Source organism: Pseudomonas sp. NPDC079367 (genome assembly GCF_044542195.1).
In the GTDB taxonomy this organism is placed as follows: Bacteria; Pseudomonadota; Gammaproteobacteria; order Pseudomonadales; family Pseudomonadaceae; genus Aquipseudomonas.
The window spans coordinates 65,854-84,620 of sequence record NZ_JBITTW010000022.1; the positions used below are offsets into that span (position 1 = coordinate 65,854).

13 protein-coding genes are annotated in these 18,767 nt (G+C 59.4%); 2 read left to right on the forward strand and 11 right to left on the reverse strand.

The window, feature by feature from the left end:
- Positions 1-7: 7 nt before the first annotated feature.
- The 11 genes from ACIGDJ_RS17700 to yaaA form a co-directional block, all read right to left on the reverse strand.
- Positions 8-1,180, reverse strand: coding sequence for an alginate O-acetyltransferase (locus tag ACIGDJ_RS17700; protein ID WP_397504578.1), 1,173 nt, complete (start codon positions 1,178-1,180; stop codon positions 8-10).
- Between the two features lie 10 nt (positions 1,181-1,190).
- On the reverse strand, positions 1,191-2,756 hold the full coding sequence (locus ACIGDJ_RS17705) for an MBOAT family O-acyltransferase (protein ID WP_397504579.1): 1,566 nt from the start codon (positions 2,754-2,756) through the stop codon (positions 1,191-1,193).
- A gap of 209 nt (positions 2,757-2,965) precedes the next feature.
- Entirely contained in the window at positions 2,966-4,090 is a 1,125-nt protein-coding gene (locus tag ACIGDJ_RS17710) for a mannuronate-specific alginate lyase (RefSeq protein ID WP_101159310.1), read from the reverse strand.
- 8 nt (positions 4,091-4,098) lie between these two features.
- Positions 4,099-5,565 carry an alginate O-acetyltransferase gene (locus ACIGDJ_RS17715; protein ID WP_312995313.1) on the reverse strand — a complete coding sequence of 489 codons (1,467 nt, stop codon included), beginning with the start codon at positions 5,563-5,565 and terminating at the stop codon, positions 4,099-4,101.
- An 11-nt stretch (positions 5,566-5,576) separates the two neighbouring features.
- Positions 5,577-7,148, reverse strand: coding sequence for a mannuronan 5-epimerase AlgG (gene algG / locus ACIGDJ_RS17720; RefSeq protein WP_101159386.1), 1,572 nt, complete (start codon positions 7,146-7,148; stop codon positions 5,577-5,579).
- Between the two features lie 26 nt (positions 7,149-7,174).
- Complete coding sequence (locus tag ACIGDJ_RS17725; RefSeq protein ID WP_101159312.1) at positions 7,175-8,656, reverse strand: alginate export family protein; 1,482 nt, start codon at positions 8,654-8,656, stop codon at positions 7,175-7,177.
- Entirely contained in the window at positions 8,653-10,158 is a 1,506-nt protein-coding gene (algK, locus tag ACIGDJ_RS17730; protein ID WP_178081200.1) for an alginate biosynthesis TPR repeat lipoprotein AlgK, read from the reverse strand. Before algK ends, ACIGDJ_RS17725 begins: the two co-directional genes overlap by 4 nt.
- Positions 10,159-10,173: 15 nt before the next feature.
- Complete coding sequence (locus ACIGDJ_RS17735; protein WP_090281864.1) at positions 10,174-11,343, reverse strand: alginate biosynthesis protein Alg44; 1,170 nt, start codon at positions 11,341-11,343, stop codon at positions 10,174-10,176.
- A gap of 35 nt (positions 11,344-11,378) precedes the next feature.
- A complete protein-coding gene (alg8, locus tag ACIGDJ_RS17740) occupies positions 11,379-12,860 on the reverse strand; it encodes a mannuronan synthase (RefSeq protein ID WP_371918389.1) in 1,482 nt (493 codons plus the stop codon).
- A 230-nt stretch (positions 12,861-13,090) separates the two neighbouring features.
- Positions 13,091-14,407 carry a nucleotide sugar dehydrogenase gene (locus ACIGDJ_RS17745; protein WP_016771595.1) on the reverse strand — a complete coding sequence of 439 codons (1,317 nt, stop codon included), beginning with the start codon at positions 14,405-14,407 and terminating at the stop codon, positions 13,091-13,093.
- 809 nt (positions 14,408-15,216) lie between these two features.
- Complete coding sequence (yaaA, locus tag ACIGDJ_RS17750; protein ID WP_101159314.1) at positions 15,217-15,996, reverse strand: peroxide stress protein YaaA; 780 nt, start codon at positions 15,994-15,996, stop codon at positions 15,217-15,219.
- 267 nt (positions 15,997-16,263) lie between these two features.
- On the opposite strand from yaaA, the gene ACIGDJ_RS17755 reads away from it, so the two are divergent.
- Positions 16,264-17,388, forward strand: a complete 1,125-nt coding sequence (locus ACIGDJ_RS17755; protein WP_312995327.1) for a polysaccharide deacetylase family protein — start codon at positions 16,264-16,266, stop codon at positions 17,386-17,388.
- Between the two features lie 336 nt (positions 17,389-17,724).
- Positions 17,725-18,767 (forward strand): PhoH family protein (locus ACIGDJ_RS17760; RefSeq protein ID WP_397504580.1); only part of this gene is annotated, 1,043 nt, incomplete at its 3' end.

Sequence of the window (18,767 nt, forward strand, 5' to 3'; positions counted from 1 at the left end):
CTCTCTTTCAGTTTTGCGCCCGATCGGGCGTCTCGGATTTAGTGTTGATGGCTACGTTTTGTTGGCGGGCGCCGGCTTGTTTGAGCTCTGCGACCCACTGCGGGTCGGCGTCGCCGATTTCGTTGTTCACAGGCAGATATCGTTCAGGAAACTCCCAGATCAGCACCTGTGGCGGGCTGTTCTTGAAGTCATCGCTTTTCAGGTAGCTGAGCATCGGCAGGATCGGGCCATGGCCGTCTTCGGCGTAATTGACCACGTCGCTGTGCAGCGCTTGTTTGAGCGCACCGACGAAGTTCCAGTTCGGGTTGGCGCTGTAGCTGGTGCCGATCAGTGCGACCGGTACTTCGCTGTTGGCGAACAGGGCGTCGTCACCGGCAGGTTGCTCGGCGGCCACGGTGTTGCGTTTGAGCAGTGGCTCAGGCGCCGGCATCATGTTTTCGAACAGCGGATCGAGCGGCAGGAACAGACGCAGATCGCCCTTGTGCGTGACCTTCTCTGCTGGCGTGGTAACGAAGCGCTGTGGCTCGCCGCTGAGCGGGAATTTCTCGGCAATGGTTTTGGCCAGGGTGTTGGCGGCGATTTCGGCGCCTTCCGGCGTCCAGTGGGTGTCGGTGCGCAGGAACACTTGCTGACCGTTCTGCTTGGCCTGTTGCAGCGGGCCGAGCAGGTCAGGGGCGAGGATCTTGTCGGCCGCGACACGGGCGTGGAAATCCTGATACAGGTTCTGGTGAATGCTCGAAGGCTTCACTTCATCCAGATGCTCCGGGTACAGACGCACCTTGGCTGGAACGATCGCCATGACCAGTTTCACGCCTTTTTCTTTCAGGGTCTGGCGCACGCCTTCGACCAGCGCGTAGTTGCCTTGCAGGTTCTGCTCTTCATTGACGATCGGGTTGAATTCCTCGTCGCTGTACAGCCACTGGTCGCGGCCGAGCACGACGCCCGGACGACCTTCGTTGAACAGTTTGAAATCCAGCGCGGCCCAGAGGTTGGTGCCCAGACGCTTGATCGGGAATTCATCGTCGTAGTGGGTTTCCACCGCCTTGGTCCAGCGGCCATTGAGCACCGTCGCGTCGGCGTTGGTGCTGAAGCCGAAGAAGCTGCGAATCGACCACAGACCGAGGACCAACAACGTCACCAGGAACAGGGCGATGTAGAAGATGCGTAATGAGCGGGTCATGTCAGATCCCTCAGAACTGGAAGTAAAGGAACGGCGAGAAGCTTTGCGCCGAGAGTTTGAGAATCGAGGCGATGAACAGCAGCAGGATCAGCCCGCGCATCACGTAGCGCGACCAGTCAGCGGTCCAGTAAGCCGGTTGCACCTGGGCTTCGACGCCGACGGTGTAGCCAGGTTCGTGGATGCTCGCCGGATTTTCCCCAGGTGCTGCCTTGATCATTCCCGGCGTCGCCGTGGCAGGACCATCGGCCTCGACGTTGACTTCCGGTTTGGTCTTGGCTGGCGGCTGATTGGTGTACAGATCACGCAGGCCGAAGAACGCCAGGGTCACGTAAGCCACCACCAGAGTCGCCACTTGCAGACCGGTGAGGCTGGCCTGATTGAGTTCCGACAGCGACCAGTCACCGAAGCTGAACATCGCGCCGTACATGCGCCCGGCAACGTGCAGGTTCTCGGCACGGAAGATCACCCAGCCCATCACTACCAGCAGGAAAGTCAGTGCCCAGCGGATCGGGTTGAGGCTGCGCGGCGAAGTGTTCAGGCCGAGCATTTTTTCGATCGCCAGCCACATGCCGTGCCAGGCGCCCCAGATGATGTAAGTGATGTTCGCGCCGTGCCACAGACCACCCAGGAGCATGGTCAGGAACAGGTTGCGATAGGTCATCAGCGTGCCTTTACGGTTACCGCCGAGGGTGATGTACAGATAGTCACGCAGCCAGGTGGAGAGGCTGATGTGCCAGCGGCGCCAGAACTCGGTGATCGACTGGCTGATGTACGGCTGCTTGAAGTTTTCCATGAAGCGGAAACCCATCATCAAGCCCAGGCCGATGGCCATGTCGCTGTAACCGGAGAAGTCGAAGTACAGCTGCGCGGTGTACGCCAGCGCGCCGAGCCAGGCATCGCCCGTGGTCGGGTTTTGCAGGGCGAAGCAGTGGTCCGCAACAACGGCGAGGGTGTCGGCGATGAAGACTTTCTTGATGAAACCCTGCATGAACCGCGTGCAGCCCTCGGAGAACTTGTCGAGGGTGTGCGTGCGGTTGTTGAACTGGTCGGCCAGGTCGCGGAAGCGCAGCACCGGGCCGGCAATCAGGTGCGGGAAGATCGCCACGAACGCTGCGAAGTCGATCAGGTTACGCGTCGCCGGGGTGTCACCACGGTAAACGTCGATGATGTAGCTGATCGATTCGAAGATGTAGAACGAAATACCGATCGGCAGCAGCACGTGCGTGAGGATGAACGGCTCAAGACCCACCGACGTCATCATCGCGTTGATGCTGTCGACACCGAAGTTGGCGTACTTGAAGTAGCCCAGGATGCACAGGTCGACGGCCACGCCGAGCAGCAGCCAGCGCTGGGCCGGTTTGGTCCTGACGCCGGCGGCACCGACTTTCAGGCCGATCCAGTAGTTCCACAGCGTGACGGCTGCGAACAGCGCGAGGAAGTCCACACGCCACCAGGCGTAGAACACGTAGCTGGCGATCAGCAGCAGCAGGTTGCGATAGCGTTGCCCGCTCAAGTAGTACAAGCCGAGAAAGATCGGCAAGAACAGAAACAGGAACACGTTGGATGAAAATACCATCCCGATCTCTCCATGTTTGAACCAACAGTCAAGGGCCAAAGCCCCCCCAAACCCCCCACGTAAAACCGGAGGGTCAACTCAAAAATCTCAAACCTGACACCGATCCCTGTAGGAGCTGCCGAAGGCTGCGATCTTTTGATCCTGATCTTCAAAAGCCAGATCAAAAGATCGCAGCCTTCGGCAGCTCCTACAGGGTTTTGCGTCTGGCCTTACGAACCTTTATTGCCCTTTTCATGCGACGGGTCGTAGACCTTGGTCAGGTCGCCGCCAAGACGGAAAGTCTTGAACGGTTGCATGTCGCGCTTCTTCTCAATCACATCAGGAGCGCAGGTGTAGAGCGTGCAAAACGGTTCGAGCCAGGCGAATTTCATGTCCTCTTTCAGATCGGTCATGTCCTGCTCTTTGCCGTTCTTTTCCTCGAATTCATCCGGGTCTTTCACCCCGGACAACACACGATCACCGAGACGCTTGAGCGCGCCGTTGTTTTCCTGACGCAGATCGACACCGTTGACCTGGGCGAAACTGGCGATCATCGCCAGCGGCGGCAGGGCGTAGTTGTGATAGGCGAGGGCGCGTTGCTGGCGCTTGAGTTCGTTAGGCAGGAAACCGTCGGCATCGACTTGATTGACGCCGACCTTGTATTCCTTCACGGCCCAGTCGAACAGGTCGCGGCGGTTGGTGGCGACGGCGGTGGCCATCACCGACCAGGCGGCCCAGTACGAGTGGTTGTTGGTTTTTTCCAGCGGCAGGTTGTCCCAGTCGCTGACCACCTGATCGGCCATTTTGCTGAACCACGCCTCGATCAACTGCGCTTCCTGCTGATGCTGCGCGAGTGGATGCGAGTCGGAGAACTTCAGGCGAATGTACGAAGACGCCATGCTGCCCAGCGCCCATTTGCGCATCGACTTGCCGGTGTGGTTGAAGTCTTTGGACATCAACGCATCGGCCTTGGCCCACGCGGTCAGCCAGTTGAGCGTGCATTCGAGCTGCTCCGCACGACCGTCGCGCATGAACTGCATGACGCGCTTGGCGGTGCCGCGTTCCAGCGTGGTGATGTCTTTGGTGGTGTCGCGAAAGGCTTGTTCCGACTTGACGTTCAGTGTCGCGCGGGCCTTGTCCGAACCTTCGTATTTGCTGCGAAATTGCAGCGGGCCGGTGTACGGCGCCGGCATCGCATCGCAACCGTCGCTTTTGTCGCCGCTCTTGAATTTATCCACCGGGGCGAAGTAGCCCTGTGGCGGACGCAGTGGCGCGGCGGCCTGAGTCGCCCCGGCGAACATCGCCAGGGTCAGCAGGGAAGGCGCGAGCAGGTGTTTGATCGTTCGATTTCGCATAGCAGACCTCATTGCCCAAGCTGCGCGGTCTGTTGACCGGCGCCCGGGAATACGTTGCGTTTGCAGATTTTCGCTTCGACTTTTTGTGGCGCGGCGCCAGGACCGGCTTCGGGGCCTTGGACTTCCACGGCCAGCAAATTTTGCGAGGCCCAGTCTTCGTCCGTGCGCAGCTCAAAGGCGAAACGACCGTCGGTGTCGGAGGTTTCCGGTTTCTCTATCTTGATGTCCTCGTGGCGACCGTTCATGTACCAGAGGGTGGCTTGCAGGGTTTTCACCGAGGTGTCGGCGAAGCGGATGTCGACCTGATGGTTGGCGTTCTGCAGGTTCAGGTTCTTGCTGTTGACCAGCAGTTCCTGTTTGCTGCCCGGCTTCAGCGTGGCGCTGCCGGTCATCTGCGCGTCTTTGCCTTCGCAGCCGTTATCGAGCAGCGCCATCATCTGGCGATAGATGGTTTCCTGGTCGAGGCGATACAGCGGCGAGAATTCCCAGATGAGAATCTTCGGCGGGGTCTTCTGGAATTCTTCGCTGCCCAGATATTGCAGCATCGAACCTTCGAAACCGCCGCCGGGGAAGGCCACGTTGAGAATGTCGGCGCCGATGGCTTCTTCGAGGAAACCGGCGAAGTTGTAGTTCTTGCCGCTGTGCGAGGTGCCGACCAGAGTGATCTGCGGATTGCCGGAGTCGCCGAACAGGTCGCCGTCGCCAGCTTCGCCTTTCGGCTCGGTGGTGAACTGGTCCATGTACTGGATCGCGTAGCTGGTGCCGCACAGCTGCCCGGCCATGTTGTGCAGGGTGCCGGTCTTGCCCATGCGTCCGGAGCGCTTGGTCTCGAATTCACGCTTGGGAATGTCGGCAAAGGCCGGGATCTGCTTGACCTTCTCGGCAACAATTTTGGCCGTGCGCTGGGCACCGTACGGCGTCCAGTGCTGGTCGCCACGGAAGTAGAAATCGTGGGCGGGCAGGGTGTCCGGCAGCGATTCGTTGGTCAGTGGCGACAGATCCGGGACCACGTAACCCATCTTGGCGAAACGGCCGAGCATGGTCTTGTAGTTGCCCAGCGCTTTCTCGTAATCGAACGCGGCTTTTTCCTGCGGGTTGAGCTTGTTGCGGTTCACCAGGCCACGGGTCGGCTGGTAAACGATCACAAGTTCCACGCCTTTGCTCTTGAACGCATCGTGCAACTGCTGCAAGCGCTTGTAGCCGGCCGGTGTGGTGTTGAACTCGGTGCGCAGGTCTTCCTGGGTACGGAACAGCCAGTCGCCCTGAGCCTGCACCAGCGTGGTGAAGTTCTGCTGATAACGCGTGGTGTAGTTCTTCGCGTCATGCGCAGCCGGGCACAGGTTGCAGCATGGCTCGGCGGTGAACTTCGGTGGCGTGGCGCTTGCGCCTTCAGCGTCGGCGCGGGCGTTGCCGGCAGCGAGAATGCCGAGGGTCAGGGCCGAGAGGCTGAGCAGTTTGATCATGTGTGGGTGCATAAAAATTATCCTCAGTCCTGCATTTCGGTCTGGCGTTCGACAGGGTCGATCAGCACGGCTTTCTGCTGGCGCACCAACAGATCGAGAATTTCATCCTGGCGCTCGCCGAGGATGCCGTTGAAGCTGATGCCGCTGGACTTGGTCGGCGCCAGCATCGACACGCGATACAGCTCGACACTCAACGGCGAGTCGATCGACAGCGGGCCGCTGCCATTGGCTGCCAGTTCGCCGCCGACGACGATCAGCGAGACCTGCGCGTCGAACGGGTCGAGCTTTATGTCGCGGTCGGTGTCGGTCAGGTCTTTGATGTGGCCGTAAATGCCGGTCAGGCCGTTGGTCATGGCAACGTTTTCGTAGAGGCGGATGTTTACGCTGTTACGAATACGAATGCCGTGGCGCCGGTTGCTGATGACCTTGTTGCCCCACAACAGGTTGTCGGCAGACTCATAGAGCGTGATGCCGTCGGTGTGGTTCTTGTAGATCTCGTTGTAGGCAATGATGTTGTTGATGCTGTTCCGGTCGATCACCAGGCCCGACAACTTGTTGTCGAAACTCTTGTTGTTGAAGATGAAGCTGTCGTTGACCTCACGGGAAATAATGATCCCGTGCTTCTTCTTCGTGCCGTACACGGTGTTCTCGGCAATGATCAGCCGATGCGAACGGTCATGCGGGTCGATGCCGTAGACGATGTTGTCTTTGTAGGTGTTGCCCTTGACCACAAAGTCGCTGGTTTCGTAGCAGTAGAAGCCGTACCACATGTCCGAGAACTCGGAGCCGACGATCCAGCCGGTCGGCTCAGGACGCTTGAGCACCTTCGCCATGTTCGGCGTGTACTGGGAAATACTCACCCCGTACGACTTACTGTTGGCGTAACCGAAACTGGCCATTTTGCTGTTGACGATGTAGGTCTCGGTGCCACCCCAGGCGAGCAGGAACGGACGGAATTCCTTCGGCGAACGGAAGGTTGCCGGGCCGTTGTCCTTCTCGCGCCAGCCAGTGACTTTGGTGTCACGCACGAACAGTTTGCCGTCGTTGACCAGGAACGAACCGGCCTCTTGCGACAGGCGCAGTTCCTGGGTCTGACCGTCGATTTCGAGGGTGCCTTTCTCGCCGACCACGATCGGCAATTTAGCTAGGTACACGCCCGGAGCGGTCTCGCTGAAATACTGCTTGGGCAGTTTCTTCGCCAGATCCTTGAGGTTCATGTAGCCGTCGTCGATGAAGATCGCTTGCGGAATGCCGTGCTGACGCACCACCCATTCGGCCATCTTGTTATCGCCGCCGATGAAGTCCTTCAGGGCGTTTTCCTGCATCATCCGGCGCACGCTGATCTTGCCCGGCTTGCTGCGCACGATCTTCGCGGCAGCGGCTTCGGCGGTGAAGCCGGACAGGTCGGGCAGTGTCGGCTTGGCCAGTTGCAGCGCGTCGGTTGGCGCGCTGCTGACGGTGTAGGTCTTGGCCTGTTGCAGTTCCTTGGCTACGGTCGCAGGTTTCGCCGGTTCAACATTGGCGAAGGCGCCGGCGCTGGCCAGCAGCATCGCGCCGGCCAGCAGGCTGAGTGAGCCTGTTCTGGTGCTGATCATGTCGGGCACTCCCTTGGCGGTTTGCATCAGAAGCGCCAGATCACGTCGATGAATGCGCGGTGCATGTACGAATCAACCTGGCTGCCATAGGCATCGCCCGGTTTGAACACACCGCCACGGAAACGCACCAGTGCCGAAGGCTCGTCGATCGACTGGCTCAATGCCGCCGGCAACAGGCCTTGCTTGAAGTACTTGGTGACGACCAGGTCCATTTCCTGACCCAGGTCCTTGTTGCCATCTTCAAGCGGCAGTGAGGTGCTGGAGAGGATGGCGCCGGTGACGTCGTCGGTGTTGTTTTCCACCGCGTTGATACCGTTGCTGCCGACCGGCTTGTTGCCGTCGACACGCCAGAACTTGTGGTAGATCAGGCTGGCGTCGTACTCGTCGTTGACCATCCATGAGCCGAAGAGTGTGGCGGTCTGCATGTTGTTCATTTCGCCACGGAACGCTTCACCGAAACGGTGCACGCGCGAGCGGGTACCGGTGTAGTTGGAGCGGTTGCTCTCCAGACCGTTCTGCTCGTAATCGGCACTGGCGCGGGCGTAGGCACCGCCGACCTGCCATTGCGGATCGAGGCGCAGACGCACGCCGATATCGGCTGCCCAGCCGCTGATGTCATCGCTGCGTTTGGCTTGTGTCGGGCGCGTGCCATCGGCATTCAGCGCGTTGACCGTGTCGCGGTCGCCGCTCATGCCGGTGATGCTGCCCCAGTAGTTGACGGTGTTGGTGTTGCGCCAGTTGTAGGCGTCGCTGTCGGCGGTCAGGCCGATCCAGCTGATGTCACCGTTCTCGGTCTTGTCCAGCGAGTCGCGCGGAACACCCGGCTCGGCGTAATCGAGTTTGCCGTCATCGTGGGTGTGATGACCGCGAATGCCGACCCACTGGCCCGGCGTCCACTGGTAAGCGGCGTCGGCGTAGGCGTGCAGGCGATCCTTGTCTTTGGGCGCCAGCTCTTTCAGGTCGGTGCGGTATTCGCTGAAGCGCTCGGCAACACCGGCATTGGCCCGCAGCAGGGTAGTGTCGAAGGTCCAGTTCAACGCTTCGATGTTGGTGTCGCGCCATTGACCATCGTCATTGCGCAGACGCTGACGACCGAACTTGAGAATCTCGCCAGGGTAGGGCGTGAAGCCGCTGTAGCCGACCCAGAATTCACGCATCGCCAGGTAGTTTTTCTTGGTTTCGCGATCGCCGCTGTCGGTGGTCTGTTCGCCGTCCGATTGCTGCAGGGTGTCGGTCTCGATGATATCGGTCGAGGTTACGGCCTGACCCATCGCATAAGCGCTCCACGCGCCGCTTTCGCCGTAGATCCACGGACGCAGGTCGAGGCCCACGCCGTTGACGTCGCCGCCACCGGCGGTGCCGAGGTCACGGTCGTCTTCGGACTGGCCGGTGAGTTTGACATCCAGACCGAAGTTCTTGCTTTCAGTCATCGCAGCCAGTGTCGGGCAAGACCAGAGCAGCGCGAAGGTGAGGCCAATACCGGCCTTCACGAATGGGTTCAGCTTCATAGTTTTTCCTCGCCGTCTTCTTCTTGCAGGGCGTGCAGTTGCAGCGTGTTCGAGTTCAGGGCGCCACGGCTGGCCTGTTCCTGTTGCAACAGGCGGCGGGCTTCGGGCAGACGCTCGGGCGGCAATTGCGCCTCGAGGGTCGCTGCCAGTTCGTCGGCTTGCGGAGTGTTCTGGGCCTTGGCCAGTTGGCTGAATACGTAAGCGTTCAGCGGATCGGGCTTGGTGCCCTTGCCTTGGGAGAACAGTTGGGCGATGGCGAAGTCGGCACTGTTCTGACCGTTGCGCGCAGCGGTCAGCAAATGGTCGAGGGCCTTCTGCGGATAGACCTTGCCCAGGTAGCCACGGCGATAGATCTGGCCGAGGTAGTAATCGGCGGCGACTTCACGACCAACGGCTTTCTGGAAATGTTCCTCGGCGACTTTCGCGTCGGCCGGGACCAGTTTGCCTTCGTAGTAGACCTTGCCCAGCAAAAGCTCGGCGCGTGGCTGGTCGGCGGCGCGGCCGTTGTCCAGGTACTTCATCATCTGATCGACGTCGCCCAGTTCCGGGAAGTCGTAGAGCAGTTGTGCAAGGCTGACCCACGCCGCCGGGTAGCCCGGAGCGATCGGCTCGAGCAGCGACTGCGCGGTTTTCTCGTCAGTCTTGCCCAGGGTCGAGTCGGCCAGCACACGGGCGACCGAATCAACGCGCTGTGCGGTGACGGTGCCACGGCTGTAACCGGCCTGCATCTGCTTGATCAGCTCGGCTTGTAGTTCCGGCTGGCCGCGTTTCTGGTAAACGGTGGCCAGCTCGACGTAGCAGATGTCGGTGGTGTTGAGCGCGGCCTTGCAGATCTTTTCCACGTCATCCAGATGCTGGTCGTAAGTGCCCTGGGTGCGATACAGCAGCACCTGCGCCAGACCGGCTTCCGGGTAGCCGGATTTGCGCCACTGATCGATCTGCTGCTGGGCGTTGATGTTCGGAAAGCTGTGCGGGTATTGCAGGTACAGCATCGCCAGCGGGATCAACGTGTTGCCTTCGCCATTGGCGGCGGCTTTTTTCAGCAGGGTTTCGGCTTCGTGATGCTCGGCTTCGGTGGAGCCTGGTTTGGCCACCAGAAGACGACCAAGACGGGCCTGGGCGCGCGGCGACACGCTGGCCGCTGCGCGATAGGTCGCTTCGGCCTGTTTCATCTGCGCCGGGTCGCGGCTGTCGACCTGGATATCGGCCAGGCCGACTTGCGCCTCGCTGTAACCCAGATCGGCCAGTTGCTGGTAATTCTGCGCAGCGGTGGCGGTGTCGCCACGCTTGAGCGCTTCATTGGCCAGACGTTGATCGGGCAGCCCGGCGCAACCGGCCAGAGAAACTGCCAATGCAACTGCACACAGAGGCCCCATGTGGGAGCGGGCGTGCTCGCGAAGGCGGTGTGTCAGCCCATACTGATTTTGAATGTTGAACCGCATTCGCGAGCAAGCCCGCTCCCACAAGGGCTGCGGCGTGTTCGAGACAGTTGGAGTAGTCACAGGCATGTCCTCGACTTAAAGACCGGCAGCCATGGCTTTGTCGATCAGCCAGTTCAGGTTCGGGCCACGGTCGCTGTTCACTTCCACCGGGCGGCCGGCGAAGCTGCTGTCCAGCGGCTCGTCAGGCTGGATCTGCACGCGGATGTCGGAGGACAGGTCGGCGCTCTTCAGGCTGGTGCTGCTGACGATCTTGCCGGTGCGGGTCTTGTCTTCGCCGGCGATCTGGAAGCTCACTGGCGTACCCGGACGCACATCGCCGAACTGGCGATAGGAGAAGCGTGCATCAACGGTGGCCTGGGTGTTGCGCGGCACCAATTGGAAGATCACGTCACCCTTGCTCGCGTACTGACCGTCGGCGACCAGTTGCTGGGCCACGGTGCAGTCGCACGGCGAGGTCAGGGTGCCGGTCATTTGCTTGCCGAACAGTTCTTCAACCTTGGCCGGGGCCAGTTGGTCTTCGGCCAGATGACCCTTGAGCACGTCGAGCATGCTGGTGCTGAAAGTCGCCAGCGGGGCGCCTTTGGCGGCAACACCGTCGGACTTGACCAGGCTCTGCACGGTGCCATCGCGCGGCATGGTGATGTTCATCCCCGGCACGCTGACCAGACCGGCCTGCGCGTGGCTGACGAAGTACATGCCGTACACCGACTTGAAGATGAAACCGGCAGCGACCAGGCCAACAGCAAAGATGCCGGCGCTGAACGTCACGGCTTTCAGACGGCCGAACGCGGTCATGCCGGTGTCGTTGCTCTTGTTCTTGCGCGCCTTGGTGAAGTTGTCGCGCTGCAGGGTCGCCAGCACTTCGCCGATGCTGACGATGTCGCCGGCCAGGTGCGAGGTGATCAAGTGGCGCAGGGTGGAAATGTCCTGCGGCTCGAGGTTCTGGAACTGGCAACCGGCGCGGCCAGTGGCGCGATCGAAGGAACGCACCTGCAGTTCAACGTCCATGGCCAGGCCGAGGTTGTCGATGACAAATTGCAGACGCGCCTTATACACCTCGCCGATGGTCAGCGGCATCTGCCCGGCGTTGAACGCCAGACCGCCAGCCGACAGGTCCAATACCCGCGCTTCGACCGGAGTCCGGTCAGGGCCGAAGAAACGCAGCTTGGCCGGGATTTTCACGCGAGCGTGCTGGCGCTGGGCTTCGGATTCATGCACTACGTTGACGTTGACGGCGGTATTCATAGGGGCGATTTCCTTGTTAATTCAATAGGAGCGGGTCAGACCATCATCAGCAGCACGGCGACAAAAATGCTGCCGGCGGAGAAGGTCATGGTCCGAGACGACCAGGTGTTGAACCAACGTTGAAAGCTGGCGAGATCACGGGTCAGGGATGTGGGCTGGCGAGTCCAGGATTGTTGGTCGAGGCGGAAGAACACGTAGATCTTCACCAGGGCGCCAACGATCTGGTTGTAATACAGAATCGCCGGGTAAGCAGGGCCGATACGGTGACCGGAACACGACAGCAACAGCGTCAGGATCAGGCGGGTGATGCCGATCCACAGCAGGTACACGAGGATGAACGCGGTGCCGTACTTGAAGCTGGCGATCAGTGCGACGGTCAGGCCGAGCAGCGAGGTCCACATCGACACGCGCTGGTCGAACAGCACCACCGAAGTGAATACGCCGAGGCGGCGGATACCCAGACCCAGTGCACGGGAGTTCTGGCGCAGGTTGTTGCCGTACCAGCGGAACATCAGCTTGCGGCTGGCCTTGATGAAGCTCTTTTCCGGCGGATGCTCAACGGTGTTGATCGCGGCGTCCGGCACGTAGAAGGTGTCGTAACCCAGGCGCATCAGGCTGAACCAGCTCGACTTGTCGTCACCGGTCAGGAACTTGAAGCGGCCCAGACGCCAGTGCTGCAGCGAGTCGCTTTCAACGTCGGCGATGAATTCCGGGTTGGTCACCACGGACGCTTTGAACACCGACATCCGACCGGTCATGGTCAGTACGCGCTTGGACAGGGCCATCGAGCACATGTTGATGTGGCGCTGGGCGAAACGCAGCTTGTGCCATTCGCTCATGATGTAGCCGCCGCGTACTTCGCAGAATTCGTTGGTGGTCAGGCCGCCGACGTTGCCGAACAGCTGGAACCACGGCACGGTCTTGCGCACGACGCCTTCGCCGAGCACGGTGTCGCCGTCGATCACGGCCACTACTGCACGGTCGTCCGGCAGGTGACGGGAGATCGCGCGGAAACCGAAGGCCAGACCATCGCGCTTGCCGGTACCGGGAATACGCACGAAGTCGAGCTTGACCCGCTCCGGCGGATTCATCCGCGCCCACAGCGCCTTGACCAGCAGCTCGTCGGACATTTCCACGATCGAGCAGACAATGGTGGTCGGCAGTTCGCAGTCGATGGCTTCGCGGATCACCGAGCTGTAGACCTGCGCGGTGGTCAGCGCGTCAATACGAAAGCTCGTGACCATCAGAAATACATGCGACGGGTCGGCCGCTTTACCCAGCTTGCGTACTTTGCGACGCAGGTGCGGGTAGACGATGTAGAGAAAAATCATGCCGCGCACAAAGTGCGTTGCACCCATCGAGTAGCGCCAGATACCCACGGCGCCAATCAGGAAAATGAAGTCCTTCGACTCGGAGTCGAATGTGGACGTGGGCAGCATCAAGGCCAGGCCCATCAACAAACTTAGGTAAAACAGCCAACCGGCGGCCTGAAGTAGGCCGTGTTTTAGCCTGTGCATAATCTGCATCCGTCTCTATCTCGGGCTGGGCCCGATGGGGTTAAGGCAGGCTCATCAATGGCCCACTGTAGGAGCTGCCGAAGGCTGCGATCTTTTGATCTTCTGGGTGTTCACTCACGACTCAAGTGACCCCGGTAAAGATCGCAGCCTCGTTTCACTCGTCAGCTCCTACCACGGGTTCACACAGTCAGTGCGCGGCGACGCGGTATGCGGTGCCGCGCAATGTCTGCTTACCAGCAGATCCCTTCGGTGCGGCTACCGGCGCTGGTGGCCTTGGACATGAAGCCCACCAGGTCGATGACTTGCTTGCCCTGCGGCGCTTCCTGAGCCAGCGAACGGAATTTCTCGTCGCGGTTGCCGAGGATGATCACGTCGGAGTTGTCGATCACCGAATCGAAGTCCGAATTGAGCAGGGACGATACGTGCGGGATTTTCGACTCGATGTAGTCTTTGTTAGCGCCGTGAACACGGGCGTACTCGACGTTGCTGTCGTAGATGCTCAGGTCGTAACCCTTGCCGATCAGCATTTCGGCCAGTTCGACCAGCGGGCTTTCGCGCAGGTCGTCGGTGCCGGCCTTGAAGCTCAGACCGAGCAGGGCGACTTTGCGCTTTTCATGGCTTTCAACGATGTCGAAAGCGTTCTGCACTTGCGATTCGTTACTGCGCATCAGCGAGTTGAGCAGCGGCGCTTCGACGTCCAGCGAACCGGCGCGGTAGGTCAGGGCGCGGACGTCTTTTGGCAGGCACGAGCCGCCGAAGGCGAAGCCTGGGCGCATGTAGTACTGGGACAGGTTGAGGGTCTTGTCCTGGCAGACCACTTCCATCACTTCACGGCCATCGACGCCGACCGCTTTGGCGATGTTGCCGATCTCGTTGGCGAAGGTCACTTTGGTCGCGTGCCAGACGTTGCAGGTGTACTTGATCATTTCGGCAACAGCGATGTCCTTGCGGATGATCGGTGCGTCGAGTTCTTCGTACAGCGATTGCAGAACGTCGCCCGACGCGGTATCGAACTCGCCGATAACGGTCATCGGTGGCTGATCGTAGTCAGCGATGGCGGTGGATTCACGCAGGAATTCAGGGTTGACCGCAACGCCGAAATCGACGCCGGCTTTCTTGCCGGAGCAGTCTTCCAGAATCGGGATGACCACGTTGGCCACGGTGCCTGGCAACACGGTGCTGCGCACGACGATGGTGTGGCGGGTGGTTTTTTCACGCAGGACGAAACCGATCTCGCGGCACACGGCCTCGATGTAGTTCAGTTCCAGATCGCCGTTCTTTTTGCTCGGCGTGCCGACGCAGATCATCGACAGGTCGGTATCACGAATCGCCTCGGCGAAGTTGGTCGTGCCGCGCAGACGACCGGTCTGGATACCCTGCTGCAGCAGTTCGCCCAGGCCTGGTTCAACGATCGGCGATTTGCCGGCGTTAATCATGTCGATCTTGTCTTTGGCAACATCGACGCCAACTACGTCATGGCCCCGTGCAGACAGGCAACCGGCACATACTGCGCCAACGTAACCCAAACCAAATATGCTGATGCGCATCGCAATTACCTCTGTATATATCAGGCCTTAGAAGGCCGGAGTTAATGGTGTTCAGCGGTCACTAGTGCACTCGGAAGTGCGGCTTACAGGCGCCACAATGCCGTGTGCAGGCATACAAAGTTCCGAGTGTCTAATAAGTGCACTCAAGATGTGCGCAACTAGGCCTTGTTGTTATGACTTGCCCTGTTATGCAGCCGATCTTCCGTGCGGGAAGACTCTAGTGCTGTCGTGTAGCCTGCTCGACGTCCGGTAGGGAGCCGTTAAATCAAGCAGTTAGGTGCTCAGGCGAGCACGTTTATAGGGGCGCGGCCTTGGCCTTTGTAGGGGATATTAATGGTGCGTATCTCCTGTCCTTCGATTGTTTTGAGACTCGTTAGTCACTCAGGCAAGTTGCTGTGACAACTTGGTTACATGGCTATCAGCTCTGCGTAAGTTATCTCGTACAAACTCGGCGAGAATCGTTACCGGTGGTATGAGCAACGCATTTGGACATAGTTCCAGCCCGCTCATCGTGCCAGCCGAAATTTTTTGAAATATTGATAAAGATGGCACTGGATGCAAATTGATAGCACTTGCTATTTCGCCCTTTAGTTCTGGGGCTAAAAGCGTGCTCGATAGTTTTGTGCCACTACTGCAAAAAAATTTAGGTGCCACTACTGAAAAAACTGACGAGTGTCGAGTGAAAGAAATCTTAGAAAAGACAGGGGTATTTTTTTGGCGCCATTAAACTGGCGAAATGTGGCGGGGGATTTCTGACATCGTGCGAGGTGCACGACTCTGTATGGAAAGAGTCGTGCATTGGGCATGCTTTATTCCGGGGCGTGGTCGCGCAAAAACACAAGATTGTCAGGTTTCGATTGCTCGGCGCTGTAGCGATAGCCCTGCACGTCAAATTGCTTGAGCTGAACGGGGTCGTTGATGCGCTCCTGAATCACAAAACGACTCATCAGACCGCGTGCTTTCTTCGCATAGAAACTGATGATTTTATATTGGCCGTTTTTCTGATCCTTGAACTCCGTGTTGATGATTCGCGCATTCAACGCGCTGCGCTTGACCGCAGAAAAGTACTCGTTGGAAGCCAGATTGAGCAGCACATCATCGCCTTGCTCAGCCAGCGCCTCATTCAGCCATTCGCTGATGCGTGTGCCCCAGAACGCGTACAAATCCTTGCCACGGCCGTTGGCCAGTTTGGTGCCCATCTCCAGACGATAAGGTTGCATCAGGTCCAGCGGGCGCAGCAGTCCATAAAGGCCGGAGAGCATACGCAGATGCTTTTGCGCGTAATCGAATTGCGCTTCGCTGAAGGACTGCGCGTCCAGGCCGGTGTACACATCGCCCTTGAATGCGAGCAGGGCCTGCTTGGCGTTTTCCGGGGTGAAAGCGGGTGTCCAACTGCCAAAACGCGCGGCGTTGAGGCCACCGATCTTGTCGGACACGTGCATCAACTCGCTGATCTGCGCCGGGCTCAGTTCGCGCAGTTGCTGGATCAGTTCCTGCGAATGGTCGAGGTACTGCGGCTGGGTAAAGCGTTGGGTCGCCGGCGGTGTTTCGTAGTCGAGGGTCTTGGCGGGGGAAATCACCATCAGCATGAAGTCGTCTCCTTTAATCGTGGGGGCGATTCTAGGGGGTTGTTCTTGTTGACTCCAGCTATGAGCATGATAGGTGATCGGTGGTGCCATGGAACAAGATCGCAGCCTCGCCGGGGCTCGACAGCTCCTACAGATTGCGCACGACATGAAACCGCAATGAATCCAATGGGGGACAGGTAGGAGCTGCCGAAGGCTGCGATCTTTTGATCTTTCTTTTGATCCACCCGCGATATAGTGCCGCGCGGGTTTTGTTATGGAGACATCCCTTTGCGCATTGTTCTTTTATTTACCGCGTGGCTGCTGAGCTTCGGGGCCGTGGCGGCGCCCGGTGAGGCGGCGACGCTGGATCGCACAACCTGGCCGGAGCAGCTCGGCAATCCGACCCTGTTCGACGTCGCATCGCGAGCGGAAATCCTCATGTTCGCTCGCGGCCTGCTCGGTACCGAATCCATCGACGAGGCCGCACTGGCCCAGCGCCTGGGGCTGCGTACGGTCAATATCGATGCGGTCAATCAGCTGCGCCAACGTCTCTGGCAGCGCTTGCTGGCCAACTACAACTACGCCCAGCAAAGCTGCGATCAGGACGCCTCGTTCTGCTTCCTCGTCGAAGACCTGCCGACCCTGCGTGAGCAAGCGGCCAAGTTCGTGGTCAGCGACGACAGCTATTACACCAAGTGGGCCGAGCCGAGCCGGATCTTCCATTTGCAGTACCTCGACGAGTTGATGCGCAAGGCCGCGCTGTCACCGCAAACGAGTAATGAGTTCGATCGTTTCGGCGACTACGAGCGTAACGGCGACGAGATGCACGACCGACTGTTTCTGCTGACCTTCGACAGCGGCGCCAACGTGCAACCGGACAATACTGACTGGCTGACCGAGTACCTGCGCAAGTCCAATCTGAGCGCAACGTTCTTTGTGCTGGGCAAGGATATTCAGGGACGACTCGCTGGCCGTTCGGTCAGCAGTCTGCAGGCGAGCTTTTCCCGGCAGTGCGTTGGCGTCCAGGGCTGGGAGTTCCGCTCCCACAGCCATTGGCAGGACTGGCAGGATTCGGTACGGCGCAGTGCCGATCTGGTGAAGAACAAGTTGCCGGAAAACTACGTGCCGCTGTTCCGTCCACCGGATGGCCAGCGCCGCAGTGACGCACAAGGTTTCTTCAATAGCCAGGGCTTGCAAGTAGCGCTGTGGGACATCGATGCCCAGGACGGTGCCGGCAAGCTCAAGGGCCCGGCAAGCGCGCAGCGGGTGTTGACCCTGATGCTGCTGTGGCGGCACGGGGTGATCAATTTCAACATGAAACAGGATGCAGTGAAGACGTCGCTGCCGTGGCTGATCACCCAGACTGCGCAGAGCGGCATTGGGTGGGAAGACTGTCAGGACGCCTTTCGTTGAGAAAGACGAAAGGCCCGAAAACATTGGGTTTGGGGTGATTTTTGTAGGGGGTTCGATGCAGGCGGACTTCCGACTTTAGCGGTGTCCGGGGAGTCCGCCAAGGGCTTTTCGTCACTCTGCAAAATAAACTTAAAAAAACCGTCAAAGTGCTTTTTTATGTCATCGGTTTTGGAGTATTACGAAGACAGACCGCCGAAACCTGCAACACAGGTGGCGTCTTCCCAGACTCCTACTGTGTGCAGTTCATCCAGGCCCTCGTGGATGAATCGGCAGTCACCTCGAGGCGCAGCACTGTCAAGGTATTGCGTCGAATGGCTCCCACAAAGGTGACCGAGTATGGATGATCACGGACGCAGCCCTTCCTCCAACCAGCCAATCCTGTATGTACTCGATACCAACGTATTGATTCACGATCCAAATGCCCTGCTGAATTTCGAAGAACACCACGTCGCCATCCCGATGACCGTGCTGGAAGAGCTGGACAAGCTCAAGAGCGGCCACCACAGCGTGGCCGCCGAATGCCGCCAGGCGATCCGCCTGATCGATAAGACCCTGGGCGATGCGTCCCCCGAGGACGTCGAACTGGGCGTGCCGATCCAGCGCGGCAAGGGCGGGCCGAAGGGCTTGCTGTCAATTCTGATGAGCAAGCAGGCCGAGTCGAACCTGATTCTGCCCGAGCACCTGAACGACAACAAAATCATCAACCAACTGATTGATCTGCACACCCGCGACCCGCAGAAACCGGTAGTGCTGGTCACCAAAGACATCAACATGCGCCTGAAGGCGCGCGCCTGTGGCATCGACGCCGAGGACTACAGCACCGACCAACTGGTCGATGACGTATCCCTGCTGCCCAACGGCTACCACAACATGACCGGCTCCTTCTGGGACCGCGTGAGCAAGGTCGAAACCCGGCAGGACCACGGCCGCACCTGGCATCAGGTGCAACTGATCGACAACCTGCCGGCCGTGCACATCAACGAGTTCATCATTGACGAGCAGGGCTTTGTCGGCTGGATCAAGGAAATCCAGGAAGACAGGCTGCTGATCCTCGACCTGCATCAGGAACCGCTGCTGCATCAGGAGGCGTGGGGGCTGAAGCCGCGCGACATCTATCAGAGTCTGGCGCTGTACGCGCTGCTTGATCCGGACATTCATCTGGTCAACCTGTCCGGCGCCGCCGGTTCCGGCAAAACCATTCTGGCGCTGGCCGCGGCGATCGAGCAGACCATGGTCAGCAAACGTTATCGCCGCATCATCGCCACCCGCAGCGTGCAGGGCCTGGACCAGGAAATCGGTTTCCTGCCCGGCACCGAAGCGGAAAAAATGGAGCCTTGTCTTGTCGACATAAGTGTCATTATCTATTATTTGGTATTTTT

Bases quoted from the DNA above. Each gene is read 5' to 3' on its own strand.
- ACIGDJ_RS17700 (WP_397504578.1), bottom strand. From the start codon at position 1,180: ATGACCCGCTCATTACGCATCTTCTACATCGCCCTGTTCCTGGTGACG.
- ACIGDJ_RS17705 (WP_397504579.1), bottom strand. From the start codon at position 2,756: ATGGTATTTTCATCCAACGTGTTCCTGTTTCTGTTCTTGCCGATCTTT.
- ACIGDJ_RS17710 (WP_101159310.1), bottom strand. From the start codon at position 4,090: ATGCGAAATCGAACGATCAAACACCTGCTCGCGCCTTCCCTGCTGACC.
- ACIGDJ_RS17715 (WP_312995313.1), bottom strand. From the start codon at position 5,565: ATGCACCCACACATGATCAAACTGCTCAGCCTCTCGGCCCTGACCCTC.
- algG (WP_101159386.1), bottom strand. From the start codon at position 7,148: ATGATCAGCACCAGAACAGGCTCACTCAGCCTGCTGGCCGGCGCGATG.
- ACIGDJ_RS17725 (WP_101159312.1), bottom strand. From the start codon at position 8,656: ATGAAGCTGAACCCATTCGTGAAGGCCGGTATTGGCCTCACCTTCGCG.
- ACIGDJ_RS17735 (WP_090281864.1), bottom strand. From the start codon at position 11,343: ATGAATACCGCCGTCAACGTCAACGTAGTGCATGAATCCGAAGCCCAG.
- alg8 (WP_371918389.1), bottom strand. From the start codon at position 12,860: ATGCACAGGCTAAAACACGGCCTACTTCAGGCCGCCGGTTGGCTGTTT.
- ACIGDJ_RS17745 (WP_016771595.1), bottom strand. From the start codon at position 14,407: ATGCGCATCAGCATATTTGGTTTGGGTTACGTTGGCGCAGTATGTGCC.
- yaaA (WP_101159314.1), bottom strand. From the start codon at position 15,996: ATGCTGATGGTGATTTCCCCCGCCAAGACCCTCGACTACGAAACACCG.